Annotated in this window: 14 protein-coding genes; 4 read left to right on the top strand and 10 right to left on the bottom strand. The window is 72.9% G+C overall.

Going from position 1 to position 15,404, the window contains the following annotated elements:
* Positions 1-39: 39 nt before the first annotated feature.
* The 4 genes from ACIQFY_RS14810 to ACIQFY_RS14795 form a co-directional block, all read right to left on the bottom strand.
* Positions 40-1,209 carry a hypothetical protein gene (locus ACIQFY_RS14810; protein WP_400340730.1) on the bottom strand — a complete coding sequence of 390 codons (1,170 nt, stop codon included), beginning with the start codon at positions 1,207-1,209 and terminating at the stop codon, positions 40-42.
* A gap of 109 nt (positions 1,210-1,318) precedes the next feature.
* Positions 1,319-1,483, bottom strand: a complete 165-nt coding sequence (locus ACIQFY_RS14805; protein WP_400340729.1) for a hypothetical protein — start codon at positions 1,481-1,483, stop codon at positions 1,319-1,321.
* A 319-nt stretch (positions 1,484-1,802) separates the two neighbouring features.
* Positions 1,803-2,834: an aldo/keto reductase gene (locus ACIQFY_RS14800; RefSeq protein ID WP_326496998.1), complete on the bottom strand. Its 1,032-nt coding sequence runs from the start codon at positions 2,832-2,834 to the stop codon at positions 1,803-1,805.
* Positions 2,835-2,908: 74 nt separating this feature from the next.
* Complete coding sequence (locus ACIQFY_RS14795; RefSeq protein ID WP_066656580.1) at positions 2,909-3,694, bottom strand: alpha/beta fold hydrolase; 786 nt, start codon at positions 3,692-3,694, stop codon at positions 2,909-2,911.
* Here ACIQFY_RS14795 and ACIQFY_RS14790 point away from each other — a divergent pair.
* Positions 3,693-4,499 (top strand): NAD(P)H-hydrate epimerase, encoded by an 807-nt coding sequence (locus tag ACIQFY_RS14790; protein WP_400340727.1) that lies wholly within the window; start codon positions 3,693-3,695, stop codon positions 4,497-4,499. The two genes, ACIQFY_RS14795 and ACIQFY_RS14790, sit on opposite strands and share 2 nt — an antisense overlap.
* A gap of 45 nt (positions 4,500-4,544) precedes the next feature.
* Here the strand turns inward: ACIQFY_RS14790 and ACIQFY_RS14785 are convergent, their stop codons facing one another.
* On the bottom strand, positions 4,545-5,486 hold the full coding sequence (locus ACIQFY_RS14785) for a 2-deoxy-5-keto-D-gluconate 6-phosphate aldolase domain-containing protein (RefSeq protein ID WP_251155273.1): 942 nt from the start codon (positions 5,484-5,486) through the stop codon (positions 4,545-4,547).
* A 34-nt stretch (positions 5,487-5,520) separates the two neighbouring features.
* Positions 5,521-6,663, bottom strand: coding sequence for a glycerol dehydrogenase (locus ACIQFY_RS14780; protein ID WP_400340725.1), 1,143 nt, complete (start codon positions 6,661-6,663; stop codon positions 5,521-5,523).
* A 102-nt stretch (positions 6,664-6,765) separates the two neighbouring features.
* Between ACIQFY_RS14780 and ACIQFY_RS14775 the strand changes: the two genes are divergently transcribed.
* Positions 6,766-7,659 carry a neutral zinc metallopeptidase gene (locus ACIQFY_RS14775; RefSeq protein WP_326497002.1) on the top strand — a complete coding sequence of 298 codons (894 nt, stop codon included), beginning with the start codon at positions 6,766-6,768 and terminating at the stop codon, positions 7,657-7,659.
* Positions 7,660-7,773: 114 nt separating this feature from the next.
* Here the strand turns inward: ACIQFY_RS14775 and ACIQFY_RS14770 are convergent, their stop codons facing one another.
* Positions 7,774-8,691: a thioredoxin domain-containing protein gene (locus ACIQFY_RS14770; RefSeq protein WP_066656620.1), complete on the bottom strand. Its 918-nt coding sequence runs from the start codon at positions 8,689-8,691 to the stop codon at positions 7,774-7,776.
* Positions 8,692-8,945: 254 nt separating this feature from the next.
* Here ACIQFY_RS14770 and ACIQFY_RS14765 point away from each other — a divergent pair, with 254 nt between their 5' ends.
* Both ACIQFY_RS14765 and ACIQFY_RS14760 read left to right on the top strand, forming a co-directional pair.
* Positions 8,946-10,046 (top strand): ABC transporter ATP-binding protein, encoded by a 1,101-nt coding sequence (locus ACIQFY_RS14765; RefSeq protein WP_066656626.1) that lies wholly within the window; start codon positions 8,946-8,948, stop codon positions 10,044-10,046.
* A gap of 140 nt (positions 10,047-10,186) precedes the next feature.
* Positions 10,187-11,491, top strand: coding sequence for a DUF4032 domain-containing protein (locus ACIQFY_RS14760; protein WP_326497004.1), 1,305 nt, complete (start codon positions 10,187-10,189; stop codon positions 11,489-11,491).
* A 203-nt stretch (positions 11,492-11,694) separates the two neighbouring features.
* Here ACIQFY_RS14760 and rlmB read toward each other — a convergent pair whose 3' ends face one another.
* The 3 genes from rlmB to ispD are packed head-to-tail and all read right to left on the bottom strand — an operon-like array spanning position 11,695 to position 15,366.
* Positions 11,695-12,705, bottom strand: coding sequence for a 23S rRNA (guanosine(2251)-2'-O)-methyltransferase RlmB (rlmB, locus tag ACIQFY_RS14755; RefSeq protein ID WP_066656632.1), 1,011 nt, complete (start codon positions 12,703-12,705; stop codon positions 11,695-11,697).
* Between the two features lie 28 nt (positions 12,706-12,733).
* Entirely contained in the window at positions 12,734-14,143 is a 1,410-nt protein-coding gene (gene cysS, locus ACIQFY_RS14750) for a cysteine--tRNA ligase (protein WP_326497006.1), read from the bottom strand.
* A 53-nt stretch (positions 14,144-14,196) separates the two neighbouring features.
* Complete coding sequence (gene ispD / locus ACIQFY_RS14745; protein WP_326497007.1) at positions 14,197-15,366, bottom strand: 2-C-methyl-D-erythritol 4-phosphate cytidylyltransferase; 1,170 nt, start codon at positions 15,364-15,366, stop codon at positions 14,197-14,199.
* Between the last annotated feature and the right edge of the window lie 38 nt (positions 15,367-15,404).

Below are 15,404 nucleotides of genomic sequence, written 5' to 3'. Positions count from 1 at the left end.
CGTGCAGCCCGAGGTGGAGCCGTCGTCCGCAGCTCGCCGTCACCGCACGTCGAGCTCGCCGTCCGCGTCCCGTTCGATCTCGCCGTCCGGGATCCAGACGACGATGCGGTCCAGGCGCACCCGCTCGAACGACGACCGCTCGTCGCGCAGCAGGTCCGTGACCTCCTGCGGCAGCGGGAAGCGCCGGTCGCGGCCGACCACGATCGCCTCGAACGGTGCGTCGTCGACGTCGCGCACACCGCGCGCGCCGACGTACTGGTCGTAGTCACTCGGGGTGATCGCGCCGAAGAAGATGCGGCCGTCCCGGATGCCCTCGCTCCGCAACAGCGGCAGGAGGCGCCCGACCCCCTCGGGGCGTGTCTGCCAGACCGCCCGCGCGGTCGGGATGCTGCCGACGAGCGCGACGACGACGAGGAGCGCGGCGAGCGCGCCGGTCAGCGGTCGGGGGCGGAGCACCGCGAGCCGGCCGAGTCCGACCGTGGCGAGCAGGACGATCCAGGGCGTCCACGCGCTGTAGTAGGTCGGCAGCGCGATCTTCGCCGCCACCGTGTAGAACGCGACGAGCAGCAGGAGCGGTGCGGCGAGGAACACCACGAGCCGGTCCGGACGGACGACGAACGCGAGCAGCACCCCGGCGGCCAGGACGACGAGCACCGGCAGCCCGACGCCCTGCGCCAGGAACCACCAGTTCGCCCACCACGGTGCGAACTGGTGGGTCTGCCCGGCGATCACGGCGAGGTGGCCGTCCTCGTTCTGCTCCTCCTGGAAGGACAGCATGTAGAGCACCGTCGAGCGCATGCCCATCGGGGCGTACAGCGCGACGACCGTCACCGTGAAGACCACTGCCCAGACGACGCCGCCGACGACGAGCCGACGCGACTGCCGGAACAGCAGCGGGGCGAGCAGGAACACGGGCACCAGCACGAGCGTCGATGCCTTCGACGTCACCGAGGCGGCCATGAGCACCGCGGACAGCGGGAGCCACCACCACCGGCCGGTCCGCGTCCAGGTCCACACGGCCAAGAGCGCGGCCAGGGCGAAGAACACCATCACCGGGTCGAGGAGCGCGACACGGTCGAGCCGCGCACCGGATCCGCCGCGGGGCGTCAGCGTCCGGAGCGCCGCGGCGGTCCACCCCGCCCAGAAGCCGACCTCGGCGCGGAGCCACACGAACATGACGGCGGCGCCGAGGACGACGAGGGCACTCACGAGGACCCGGGGGCGCGGTGGCCCCTTCGCCCCCGACGAGCTGCGCGAGCCCGAACAGGTACTTCGCCGTCGGCGGGTGCTCGCGGTTCTGGTCGAACGCGCCGTGCACCTACGCGAAGCCGGCGCGGACGTAGGTGGACTCGTCGCCGCCGGTGTTCTCGTCGGCGATCCGCCAGAAGCACTGGTAGGCGGCTGCCAGGGCGAGCAGGACGAGGGCGACGATCCGCACCGCTCGGCGGTCCTGGAGCACGAGGGCGTGGCGTCGACCGGGCACCGGACGATCCTACGGCGGGAGCCGACGCCCTCCGGCGGGAGCACGGAGGGCCCGGACGATGGACGTCCCGGGCCCTCCGGCGCGCGGAACGCGGATCAGGAGGCGTTCCGCGCGCTCGACGCGGTAACCAGCCGGTCGTCCCTCGATGGTGTCACCGCACCCGGTGACGTGTCCACGGTTCCGGTCCGATCCACGCGAACCCGCACGGACGTGCAGGAACCGGCCGGTCGGACTGCGTCCCCGCTGTGTGCGCGCCGGGCGGATGCCCGGCGCGCACGGCCGTGCTCTGCGTCCGACCGCGATCAGTGTCCGACCGCGATCAGCGTCCACCCGTGATGCGGCGCTCGCGCTGGGCGACGCCGGCGGTGCCGTAGGGGTAGTCGTCGACCCGCGGGGCACTCGCGTCCGTCAGGGCCTGCAGCTCGTCGTCGGTGAGCACGAGGTCGGCAGCGCCGAGGTTGTCCTCGAGCTGCGAGACCGTCCGGGCGCCGAGGATGACGCTCGTCACCGCGGGCCGCGCGAGCAGCCAGGCGAGGGCGACCTGCGACTTCGAGGCACCGTGCGCGTCGGCGACCGCGGAGACCGCGTCGAGCACCTTCCACGTGCGCTCGTCGCCGTTGCGGGCCTCCCACGCCTCCATGCCGCGCTGCGGGTTCTCGCCGAGACGTGTCGAGCCCGTCGGAGCCTCGTCGCGCTGGTACTTCCCGGAGAGCCAGCCGCCGGCCAGGGGCGACCACGGGAGCAGACCGATGCCGGCGTCCAGGCACGCGGGCACGACCTCGTGCTCGATGTCCCGCACGAGCAGGTTGTACTGCGGCTGCAGCGTCACCGGCGGTGCCCAGCCGTGTGCCTTCGCCTCGTACACGGCCTTCGTCACCTGGTGGCCGAGGTAGTTCGAGAACCCGTAGGTGCCGATCTTCCCGGCGGACACGGCGTCGTCGAGGAAGCGCAGGGTCTCCTCGATCGGGGTCAGGGCGTCCCACGCGTGCATCTGGTAGAGGTCGATGTGCTCCACACCGAGCCGCTCGAGCGAGGCGTCGAGCGCGACGCGCAGGTGACGGCGGGACAGGCCGAGGTCGTTCGGGCCGTCACCCTGGGGGAACCGGCCCTTCGTCGCGAGGACGACCTGCTGCGCCTCGGTCGGGTGGGCGGCGAGCCACCGGCCGATGATGCGCTCGGACTCGTTGCCGGAGTACACGTCCGCGGTGTCGACGAGCGTGCCGCCCGCTGCGACGAACGTGTCGAGGATCTGGTGGGAGGTGGGTTCGTCGGCCTCACTGCCGAACGTCATGGTGCCGAGGGTCAGCGTCGACACCGATGTCCCGCTGTTGCCGAGGAGTCTGTAGTCCATGGCCGGGACGCTACGCCCGGTCTCCTCCGCCAGCGGGGACCTGCCAGTACCCGTCAGGGGTGCGCACCGCCCCCTCAGCGTCCCTCGGACAGGAAGGCGATCGCACGCTCACGGAAGTCGCGCGACGTGGGGGCGTTGAAGTGGTTCCGACGCGGGATCTCGAAGAACGACGCGTCCGGCGCCGCCTCGGCCAGCCGCACGGCGCTGTCCCGGATGCCGTCCTCGCTGCCCGCCGCCATCAGGATCGGCTGCGCGGGGGCGTTCTCCGGCGTCGGCTCGACGCTGTTCCGCATCCCCTCGACCATCGCGACGAGCGCGCGGAGGTCGTTCCCCTCGACGTTCGCCGCCATCTGCAGGTACCCGTTCGTCACCCGGTCCTCGACCGGGGTGCCGTCGGCGATGTACGCCTTCGCCTGGTCGACCGCCACGCGGCGCATCGGGTCGGCGTCCGGGATCCCGCCGAGGACGGCCCGCGAGATCCGGTCCGGGATCTGCTCGGCCGTGTGCCAGCCGACACGGGCGCCGAGCGAGTACCCGAGGAACGCGACGTCGTCGAGCAGGTAGGTGTCGATGACCGTGGTGACGTCGGCGACGAGCAGGTCCATCGAGTACGCGGACGGGTCGTGCGGCTTCGACGAGGCACCGTGCCCGCGCTGGTCGAGCGCGACGACGCGGTAGCCCGCTCGGACGAGGTCACGGGTCCACCCCGAGGCGTGCCAGTTCAGGACGGCGCCGGAGGCGAAGCCGTGCACGGCCACCACGACGGGGGCGTCCGGCTCGCCGAAGTCGTACGTCGCGAGCTTCAGGCCGTCCGGGGACATCACGGCACGGGGGCGGGGCGCTTCGGGGACGAGTGACATGGCGCGACCAGGCTACCGGGGCATGGTGGTGGTCATGGACGGCTACGGCGGCGATCAGGTCCGGGCGGCGGAGCGGCCGCACCTCGAGGCGGGCGAACCCCTCATGCAGCGCGCGGCGGCGGGGCTGGCCCGCATCGTCGGCGAGCTGCTCGACGACCCGGCGGTCCGCCCGCAGGACGGCCCGGGGTCGGTCCTGCTGCTGGTGGGCAGCGGCGACAACGGCGGTGACGCCCTGTTCGCGGGCGCGCAGCTGGCGTCGGACGGGAGGCACGTGGCGGTGCTGCGCGTCGGCGCACGTGTCCACGAGGCGGGCCTGGCTGCGGCGCTGGACGCCGGGGCGCGCCTCCTGGACGGCCCGACAGGTCCCCGGGCGGACCGGACGGACGCGGGTGCGGCCGACATCCTGCGGGCCGCCGCGACCCCGGACGCCGAGCGCCTGGCGGCGGTCGCCGCCGAGGCCGCCGCGGGAGCCGACCTGGTGCTCGACGGCATCCTCGGCATCGGTGCCGGCGGCGGCACCCCCTTGCGCTCCCCCGCTCGGCAGGTCGTCGACGCGATCCGCGAGCTCGCCCGCGACCAGCGCGCCCCGTTCGTCGTCGCCGTCGACGTGCCGAGCGGCATCGACGTCGACACCGGCGCGGTGGCCGACGACCACGTGCTCCACGCCGACGTCACCGTGACCTTCGGCGGGGTCAAGGCGGGCCTGCTCACCGGCCCCGGGGCGACGCTCGCCGGGCGCATCGAGCTCGTCGACGTCGGCATCGGAGCGGACCTGGCGACGATGGATCCGCTCGTCCGCACCTGACGCCGGCCCGCGCCCGACACCGACCCGGCGTCGGCGGGAACGGGATCAGGCCGCGCCGGCGTCCACCCCGTCGACGACGTCGGGGCGCGCCTCGAGCCACGTGTCGACGAAGTGCCGGTAGTTGGCGGCGATCACCTGCTCGGCCGCCTCGTGGTCGAGCCCCTGCTGCACGACGTCGTCGAGCGCGTCCTCCCAGTTGCTCCGCCCGATGGCGAAGCCGACGAAGCCGTCGACGGGTGCTGCGACGCGCAGCCACCGGTCGAGCTGGTCCTCGGGGGCGTCGCGGCCCAGCACGATGCACTGCACGTGGTCCCGACCTCCGGCGCGCACGGCGGCGACGACGCGCTCGGCGTCCTCGGTGCGGTCGAGGCCCTCGAGCTTCCACACGTCCGGCTCGACCCCGTGCTCCTGCAGGTACCCGATGGTCTCGACGACGAGTCCCGGGCGGACGTCGCGGTCGTAGTCGTCCGCCTGCGCCTGCTGGTCGTCGGTGCCCGGGACGAGGAGCTCGACCAGGAACGCGCGGTCGGCGTCGTGCAGGGCGCGGGAGACCTCGGCGAGCCGTTCGGCCTGCGCCTGCCGGTCACCGGCGTCGAACGCGGGGTTGTCGCGGACCAGGACCTTCACGAAGTCGGGGTCGAACGAGTCCACGTGCGCGAGCCAGTCGTCGCCGTACTCGAGCTCGAACCAGTCGCGGCCGGATCGCTCGATCGGCATCGCGAGCTGCAGCCCGGCCTCGCGGACGAGCCGGGCGACGTCGTCGCCGTAGCGCTCGTCGACGAGCACGCCGGTGCGTGCGCGGGAGGCCCCTGCGGCGAGCGCAGTGAGCACGCCGCGGTACACGAGCTGCTTGCCCGCGCGGACGCGCTGGGCGTCGGCCTCGTCCGCGGGCTCGCCGGACTCGTCGCCGTAGGTGTGCTCCAGGAGCGAGGACCGCTGGTCCATCGCGAGGAGGAAGAGGGGGTGCTGTTCATCGAGGTCGGCCATGCCGCCATGCTGCTCGCACCCCCTCCGTCCGCGCTCAGTGGGCGCGGTACAGTTCCGGCTCCGGCAGCCCGTGGGCGGCACGGATGCTGCGCGAGATGCCCTCGATCGCCACGAGCGCGTCGACCACGGCCTCGGCGGTCACGGGGAACGGCATGTTGTGGATCGTCTCGCTCTCCACGGTGGCGGCCTCGGCGACGGCCCGGAGCACGTCCCGGTCGTCGACGGTCAGCCCGATCTCGGTCAGGGTGTTCGGCAGTCCGACCCTCGTCGTGAAGACGACGAAGTCCTCGATCTCGTCGGCGGGCGCCCCCTCGAGCACGAGCTGCGCGATCGTGCCGACGTTGACCTTCTGCCCGTGCGCGAGGCCGTGCGCCTGCGGGGCCGCGGTCAGGCCGTTGTGGATCGCGTGCGCCGCGGCGAGGCCACCGGACTCGAAGCCGAGCCCGGAGAGCAGGGTGTTCGCCTCGACGACCTTCTCGAGCGCGGGCGTGACGACCTTCGCCTTCACGGACTCGATCGCCTGGAGCGCGTTGTCGTGGAGGAGCTGCCACGACAGCTCCGCGAGCGCGACACCGGTCTCGGTCTGCAGCCCGCCGGCCATGGTGTCGGCGTTCGCGCGCTTCGCGGCACGGGCCTCGACCCAGGTCGCGAGGGCGTCGCCGATGCCCGCGACGAGGAACTGCACGGGGGCGTTCGCGACGAGCTTCGTGTCGATGAGCACGAGGTCCGGGTTGTGCGGGAAGAAGCGGTACTCGATGAACTCGCCCTCCTCCGAGTACACGACCGCGAGCGCGGAGGTCGGGGCGTCCGTGCTGGCGGCGGTCGGCACGCTCGCCCAGCGGACCCCGGCGAGGTGCCCGGAGGCCTTCGCGGCGTCGATCGCGGACCCGCCGCCGAGGCCGACGACCACGTCGGAGTCCGTCTCGCGGATCTTCGCGGTGAGGTCGTCGATCGCCTGCGGGGTGGCGAAGCGTCCGAAGCCGACCCGCTCGACCGGCAGCCCGGCGGCGTCGAAGCTCGTGCGGACGGCGTCCTCGACGATGCCCCACACCACGTCGTCGGCGACGAGCAACGGACGCTTCCCGATCGGCGCGACGAACTCCCCGACGCGGGTGATCGCGTCCTTGCCCTGCACGTAGCGGGCGGGGCTCATGACGGTGCTGATCGGAGTGGCCATGGTGCTGCTTCCTTCCGGGTGGATCGTGCTGTTGTACGACAGGTGTCGGCGGTGCCGACGCACCGGACGCTACGCGGGTCGGCTGCGGGTACGGTCGGCGGCATGACGTTCAACGAGGACTCGCAGCTCAGCGGCGGGAAGGTGAAGCGCCGCGGGCGGACGGCGGCGATCGGTGGTGGCGGCGTCGGTGTCGCGGCGATCGTGGTGTTCCTCATCGCGCAGTTCACCGGGGTCGACCTGAGCGGCATCGTCGGCGACGGCAGCGGCACCACCCAGATCCAGCAGCAGGACGAGACGGTGCAGCCCGCCGAGGAGTGCCGCACCGGCCGCGACGCGAACCAGCGGGTCGAGTGCCGCATGGAGGGCGCGGCCGAGTCGCTCGACGCCTACTGGACGACCGAGGCCGCCGACCTCGGGATCTCGTACACGACGCCGGGCTTCGTGCTCTTCGACGGGTCGACGGACACCGGTTGCGGTCAGGCCTCGGCGGCCACCGGCCCGTTCTACTGCCCGCCAGACCGCTCGATCTTCCTCGACACGGCGTTCTACGACGACCTGCAGTCCCGGTACGGCTCGTCCGGCGGTCCGCTCGCCCAGATGTACGTCGTCGCGCACGAGTGGGGCCACCACGTGCAGCAGCTCGAGGGCACCTTCGCCGACACCGACCGCTCCGGCACCGGCGCGTCCTCGGGGAGTGTCCGCGTCGAACTGCAGGCGGACTGCTACGCGGGCTCCTGGGTGGGCTCGGCCGCGACCACCCGCGACGCGAACGGCGAGACGTTCTTCGAACCGGTCACCCGGGCGCAGATCGCCGACGCGCTGTCCGCCGCGAGCGCCGTCGGCGACGACAGCATCCAGGAACGGGCCACGGGTCGCGTCGACCCCGACTCGTTCACGCACGGGTCCAGCGCCCAGCGCCAGGCGTGGTTCACGCGGGGCTACGAGCGCGGGGCCACCGCCTGCGACACGTTCAGCGTGCCGGGCTCCCAGCTCTGATCCGCGGGTCGCGGCCGCACGCTCGGGTCACGAGCCGCCCCCGGACGCACGGGAGGCTCCCCACCGGTCCGGTGGGGAGCCTCCCGTCCGTCGGTCTGCCGAACGGTCGCGACGTCAGCCGGCGGACGCGCTCGCGGAGGGGGTCGGGGTCGCGGTGGGCGACGGCGTCGCGTCCGACGCCCCGGCCGCCGACACCACGAAGGTGCGGAAGTCGTCGTTGGTGATCGGCGCGGTGAGCTCGTACTGCTTGCCGTTCACGAGCACCAGGGGCGGCCCGGGGAACTCGTCGAGCGACGAGCCGGGGATGTCGCCGCCGGTCACGTCGGCCGTGCGCTCGTCGACCCACTTGGCGTAGGTCTGGTCCTGGATGCAGTCGCGGATCGCAGCCGCGTCCTGCACGCCGTCGACCCCGGTGACGAGCCGCTCGAGCTGCGCGTCGGTGAGGCCGGAGGTGCCCTGGTCGGGCTGCCGCGCGAAGAGCGCCTGGTTCACGGCGTAGAACTGGTCGGGCGACCGGTCCGCGACGCAGGCCGCGGCGTTCGCGGCGCGCAGCGAGTACTTCGTGCCCTGCGACCGGTTCGTCAGCACGGCGACCGGGTGGATGTCGACCGTCGCGGCGCCGGAGTCGACCAGGCTCGCGATGTACTCGCTGTTGGCGTCCTCGAACTGCGCGCAGGTGTCGCAGAGGTAGTCGACGTACATGGTGATCCGCACCGGGTCGGACGCGTCGGTCGCGTCGGGCGTCGGGGACGACGAGGACGCCCCGACCGGGCGCAGGCCCTCGCCGATCGTGATGCCGCCCTGCGACATCGTGGACGGTCCGGGGCCGGCGGGCTTCACCGAGTCGACCAGCACCAGCGTGACGACCGCCACCGCGGCGAGGAGCACGACCCCGAGCCCGATCTGCAGTCCCAGGCGTGTGCCGCGCTGCCGGCGCTTCTGCTGGGTCCGTGCTCGCTGGGCCCGCTGCCGTGCGGCCTCTCGGCGTTCGTTGCGCGCGGCGCGTGCGTCACCCTCGGGGCGGTTGGTCATGCGTCGTTGGTCCTCACGTTGCTCCTGACGTCCGCACGGCCTCGCCTTCCCCCGTACGCCGGACGGACCCGCCGATCGTAGTGGTCCTTCCTGGGACCAGCCAACCAGGTCGGACCGGACACTGGCGCTGGCGGGGGAACTCGTGTTGTATGAGCACCGATGGTCGACGACGACCATCCGGGGCCCCCACGGGCAACCGCTTCACAACGGATCGTCCGGCACGTACCTGCCGGTGAAGGAAGGATCGAACGCTCATGGCGTCCGTCACCTACGACAAGGCAACCCGTCTCTACCCCGGAGGCACCCGCCCCGCGGTCGACTCCCTCGACCTGGACGTCGCCGACGGCGAGTTCCTCGTCCTCGTCGGCCCCTCGGGCTGCGGCAAGTCCACCTCCCTGCGCATGCTCGCCGGCCTCGAAGAGGTCAACTCCGGCGCCATCCGCATCGGCGAGCGCGACGTCACCGACGTCCCGCCGAAGGACCGCGACATCGCGATGGTGTTCCAGAACTACGCGCTGTACCCGCACATGACCGTCGCCGAGAACATGGGCTTCGCGCTCAAGATCGCCGGTGTCGGGAAGGAGGAGCGCGCCACCCGCGTGCAGGAGGCCGCGAAGCTCCTCGACCTCGAGCAGTACCTCGGCCGCAAGCCGAAGGCGCTCTCGGGTGGTCAGCGTCAGCGCGTCGCGATGGGCCGCGCGATCGTCCGTCAGCCGCAGGTGTTCCTCATGGACGAGCCGCTGTCGAACCTCGACGCCAAGCTCCGCGTGCAGACCCGCACCCAGATCGCGTCGCTGCAGCGTCGCCTCGGCGTCACCACGGTCTACGTCACGCACGACCAGACCGAGGCCCTGACCATGGGCGACCGCATCGCGGTGCTCAAGGACGGCATCCTGCAGCAGGTCGGCTCCCCGCGCGACCTGTACGAGAAGCCGAACAACGTGTTCGTCGCCGGCTTCATCGGTTCGCCGGCCATGAACCTGCTGCCGGCCGACGTCATCGAGGGCGGCATCAAGTTCGGCACGCTGAACCACCCGCTCGACCGCGACACCCTGTCGAACGCGCGCTCCGGCAACATCACCGTCGGCATCCGCCCCGAGGACGTCGTCGTGTCGACCTCGGGCGAGGGCCTGCCGGTGACGGTCGACGTCGTCGAGGAGCTCGGCGCGGACGGCTACCTCTACGGCCACGCCGACGTGAACGGCCAGCGCACGGACATCGTCGCCCGTGTCGACGGGCGTTCGCACCCGTCGATCGGCGACACGATCGTCATCACGCCGAAGCAGGGCCACGTGCACGCCTTCGACACCGAGTCGGGCGAGCGCCTCGACGACAAGGCAGTCGTCAGCGCGTAGTCTGCGCAGTTCCCCCGGGCGCCCGCGCCCGCCTCACCAGGGCGGGCGCGGGCTCCCGCTGTTCCACCCACCGGACGCCGTGCGCGTGGTGCCGCCGCCACGAGCCCGACGTCCGGTGCCGCGCCCTCCAGGAGCCAACCGTGCCCGACTCCCTCGCCATCACCGCCGCCACCGTCGACCCCGGCCTGCTCGACCTGCCGTGGGACCTGCCGCTCGAGGACTGGCCCGACGACGTCATCGTCGCCCTGCCCAAGGGGATCTCGCGGCACCTCGTGCGCTTCGTGCACCTGAGCGGGTACGTCGCGGCCGTCAAGGAGACCGGGGAGGAGGTCGCGCGGGCCGAGTACGAGATGCTCCGCACGCTGCAGCGCATGGACGTGCCGTGCGTCGACCCGGTCGCGGTGATCACGAACCGAGCCGACGCCGACGGCGAGCCCCTGCACCCGGTGCTCGTGACCCGGCACCTGCGCTTCTCGCTGCCGTACCGCGCGCTGTACTCGCAGACCCTGCGGCCGGAGACCGCCACGCGCCTGGTCGACGCCCTCGCGCTGCTGCTCGTGCGCTTGCACGTCATCGGCTTCTACTGGGGCGACGTCTCGCTGTCGAACACCCTGTTCCGCCGCGACGCTGGTGCCTTCGCCGCGTACCTCGTGGACGCCGAGACCGGGAAGCTCTACCCGGGCGGCCTCTCCAACGGCCAGCGCGAGAACGACCTCGAGGTGGCCCGGGTCAACATCGCCGGTGAGCTCCTCGACCTCGAGGCCGGCGGGCGCCTCGACGAGAACGCCGACCCCGTGGACGTGTCGAACCGGATCGTCGCGCAGTACCGGACGCTCTGGAAGGAGCTGACCGGCACCGAGCAGTTCGACGTCAAGGAGCGCTGGCGCATCAACGACCGGGTCGAGCGCCTCAACGCCCTCGGGTTCGACATCGAGGAGCTCTCGATCCATACCACCGAGGGCGGCTCGCAGGTGCGGATCCAGCCGAAGGTCGTCGACGCCGGACACCACCAGAGGCGTCTGCTCCGGCTGACCGGGCTCGACGCCGGCGAGAACCAGGCGCGGCGGCTGCTCAACGACCTCGACGCCTACCGGGCGCGGAACGGGCGGGACCAGCTCGACGAGGAGATGGTGGCGCACGAGTGGGTGTCCCGGGTGTTCGAGCCGGTGATCCGCTCGATCCCGCGTGACCTGCGCGGACGTCTGGAGCCCGCGGAGGTCTTCCACGAGCTGCTCGAGCACCGCTGGTTCATGTCCCAGGAGGAAGAGCGCTCGGTCTCCCTGCCCGAGGCCACGACCGCGTACATCAACGACGTGCTGCGGCACCGCCGCGACGAGCGGCTGCTCATCAACCCGCCGACGTCGTCCATGACGCTGCCGATCCCCGTCGTCGACGACGACACGGCAGACGAGGACGACGTCGAGGACTGGCGCGCGACGGTCTGACGGTCCCGCTCCCCTGCGCCCTCGCCCGAGCGGGCGAGACCTGGCGCGCTCGGTGGCGTCGGGCGACGTGTCCTGCCCGACGGACCTCCGTCCCGCGGCGTGTCCTGCCCGCTCGCGGGACGCGCACCGGACGGACTGGAGGCCCGGTGCCGGTCTCGTGGACCGGCACCGGGCCTCCTGCGCGTGCGTCCGTGCGCGGGGCGCTACTCGGCGCGACGGCGCCGAGCGACCTCCCACAGGGTGACGCTCGCGGCGATGCCCGCGTTGAGCGACTCGGTGGCACTGGAGATCGGGATCGAGACGATCGCGTCGCAGGTCTCGGTGACCAGGCGGGACAGTCCCTTGCCCTCGGACCCGACGACGATCACGATCGGCCGGTCGGCGAGCTCGAGGGCGTCGAGCTCGACGTCCCCGTCGCCGTCGAGACCGAGCACGAAGAGCCCCATCGACTTCAGCGACTTGAGCGTCTGCGTCAGGTTCGGCGCCATCGCGACGGGCGTGCGCGCAGCGGCACCGGCACTCGTCTTCCACGCCGACGCCGTGACGCCGACCGAGCGGCGCTGCGGCACGATGACGCCGTGGCCACCGAAGGCGGCGGTCGAGCGGATGATCGCGCCGAGGTTCCGCGGGTCGGTGATGCCGTCGAGGGCGACCATGAGCGGGACCTGGTCGCGGGAGAACGCGCGCTCGGCAAGGTCCTCGGCGACGGCGTACTCGTACGCCGGGACCTTCAGCGCGACACCCTGGTGCACGCTGTCGTGGCCCGTGATGCGGTCGAGCTCTGGCCGCATGATCTCCATGATCGGGACGCCGCGGTGGTTGGCGAGCGCCAGGATCTCCTTGACGCGGTCGTCGACCTCGATGCGGGCGGCGATGTACAGCGTCGTCGACGGGGTCTTCGTGCGCAGGGCCTCGAGCACGGAGTTGCGCCCGGTCACGAGCTCGGAGTCGTCGCTCTTGCGCTGCGGCGGCCGGCCGGTGCGCTGCTGCGGCGAGCTCGACGCACCGTGACGGCCGCGGGCAGCGTCGAGCCGGTCCTTCGCCGCCTTGCGCTTGCCGGCGGGGTGGTACGGCCGGTCCTCGGCCTTCGGCGTGGGCTTGCGCCCCTCGAGCGCCTGCGCGCCCTGGCCGCCGGAGCCGACCTGCTTGTTGCCCTTGCGGCCGGAGCGGACGGCGCCGGGCCGGCCCTTCTTGCTCCCCGAGACGTTCTTCATTGCTCTCTCCTGTCCGGCACGGCCGTTGTCAGGCGATGCTCCAGCGTGTTCCTGCTGCGGTGTCCTCGATGGTGATCCCCGCGGCTGCGAGGTCGTCCCGCACCCGGTCCGCCGTGGCGAAGTCGCGTGCCGCACGGGCGTCGGCGCGCTCCTGCACGAGGCGGTCGACGAGCGCGGCGAGCGGTGCGGCCGAGACGTCCTGCGCACCACCGGACCAGTGGGCCGCTCGCGGGTCGATGCCGAGGACCTCGACCATGGCGGCCACCTGATGGTACGCGACCCCGAGCGCTTCCGCATCGTCGGAGTCGAGCGCGGCGTTCCCGGCACGGACCGTCTCGTGCAGCACGGCCAGTGCCTGCGGCACCGCGAGGTCGTCGTCCATCGCGGCCGCGAACGCGTCGGGCACGGCCGGGGCGTCGCGGAGCGGGACCCCCTCGAGCCGGGGTTCCGCACGGGCCAGGAACCCCTCGATCCGGTCGTAGGCGGCCTCGGCCTCGGCCAGCGAGCCGTCGTGGTGGTCGATCGAGGACCGGTAGTGCGCCGCGCCGAGGAAGTACCGGACCACGGCCGGACGGGCGGACGCGAGGAAGTCGGCGGCGAAGATCGAGTTCCCGAGGGACTTCGACATCTTCTGCCCCTCGACCGTCACCAGGCCGTTGTGCAGCCAGTACGACGCGAACGGGTCGCCGGCCGCGGTCGACTGCGCGAGCTCGTTCTCGTGGTGCGGGAAGCGCAGGTCGAGGCCTCCGCCGTGGATGTCGAACGCCGGGCCGAGGTAGCGCCGCGACATCGCCGAGCACTCGATGTGCCAGCCCGGGCGGCCCGGCCCCCATGGGGAGTCCCAGGTCGCCGTCGTCGGCTCACCCGGCTTGGCGCCCTTCCACAGCGCGAAGTCCCGCGGGTCGCGCTTGCCGCGGGGGTCGGCGTCGGTGGCCTCGACCATGTCCTCGCGTCGCTGGCGCGTCAGGGCGCCGTAGGACTCCCAGCTGCCGGTGTCGAAGTACACGTCGCCCGTGCCGTCGGCGGCGGCGTACGCGTGCCCGCGCTCGATCAGCCGCGCGATGATCTCGTGCATCTGCGGAACGCTCGCGGTCGCCCGTGGCTCGTACGTCGGGGCGAGGATCCCGAGGGCGTCGTACGCGGCGGTGAACTCCCGCTCGACGCGGTACGCCCGGGCGAACCACTGCTCGTCGGTGCCCGCGGCCAGGTCGAGCACCTTGTCGTCGATGTCGGTGACGTTCCGCACGAGGGTCACCCGGTACCCGCGGTACGTCAGCCACCGGCGCCACACGTCGTAGACCAGTGCCGAGCGCAGGTGTCCGATGTGCGGCGACGACTGCACCGTCGGTCCGCACACGTACATGCTCACCTGTCCGTCGACCAGCGGGACGAGGTCGACGACGGCTGCGGCGCGGGAGTCGTACAGGCGAACGGTCACGCCCCAAGCCTAGGACGTCGGACGCGCCGGGTGACGGAGGGGTTCGGGAGCGGTCAGCGCGGCCGGACGACGGCGGTCGCGATCGCGGCGAGCCCCTCACCGCGCCCGGTCAGGCCGAGGCCGTCCGTCGTCGTGCCGGAGACCGCGACGGGAGCACCGACGACCGCGGCCAGGGCCGCCTGCATCTCGTCGCGTCGGGCACCGATGCGGGGACGGTTCCCGATCACCTGGACCGTGACCGAGGTCGGCGCGAGACCGGCCGAGCGCAGGAGCTCGATTGCCCCGCGGACGAAGACGTCACCGGTGGCCCCGGCGTAGCGCGGGTCGGAGGTGCCGAAGCGCCCGCCGATGTCGCCGAGGCCGCCCGCCGACAGCAGTGCGTCGCAGACCGCGTGGGCGACCGCGTCGCCGTCGCTGTGCCCGGAGAGACCCGCTTCGCCGGGGAAGTCGAGCAGCCCGACCCGGCACGGCGACGCGGCGTCGAAGGCGTGCACGTCGACCCCGAGGCCCACGCGGACGTCGGGCGCCGCGGCTGCCGCACCGGTGCGGGAGGCCACGAGCGCCTCGGCCCGTGCGAGGTCCCACCGCGTGGTGATCTTGAACGCGTCTGCGTCACCCGGCACCGTGCGGACCGTTCCCCCGGCCGCCCGGAACACACCCGCGTCGTCGGTCTCGGAGCGCTCGGCGCCCGCGTAGGCGGCGCGGAGTGCGGCGAGCGGGAAGACCTGCGGCGTCTGCACCCCGACGAGCGCCGACCGGTCGACGGTCTCGACCACGACGTCCGCGTCGACACGCTTGACCGTGTCCGTGACGGGCAGGGCCGGGACGGCGCCGTCACCGGTCGCGCGTGCACGGTCGAACACGGCGTCGAACTGCGCCGACGGCGTCAGGCAGCGGGCGGCGTCGTGGACACCGACCCACTCGATGCCGTGCGGCAGGGCGTCGAGGCCCGCCTGGACCGAGGCGTGGCGGTCAGCACCGCCCGCGACGACCACGGTGAGGTCGACCGCGTGTCCGGCGGTCGCCGCGACCAGGGCGCGGCACTCGTCGAGCCGTGCTGCGGGTGCCACGACCACGAGGAAGGTCGGCTCGGCCAGGGTGAGCACGGTGCGCAGGGCACGGTTCAGCATCGGCTCGCCCGCGACGGGGACGAACGCCTTCGCGTCCCCGATGCCCAACCGCGTGCCGGACCCGGCTGCGACGACGACGACCGCCCTGCTCACCCGATCGGGAAGCAGGACGGTCGTCGTCGTGGTGTCCA

Source organism: Curtobacterium sp. NPDC092190, assembly GCF_044755625.1.
Classification (GTDB): Bacteria; Actinomycetota; Actinomycetes; order Actinomycetales; family Microbacteriaceae; genus Curtobacterium.
The sequence above is the reverse complement of the archived record's forward strand: the minus strand, read 5'-3'. Positions and strand labels throughout refer to the sequence as shown.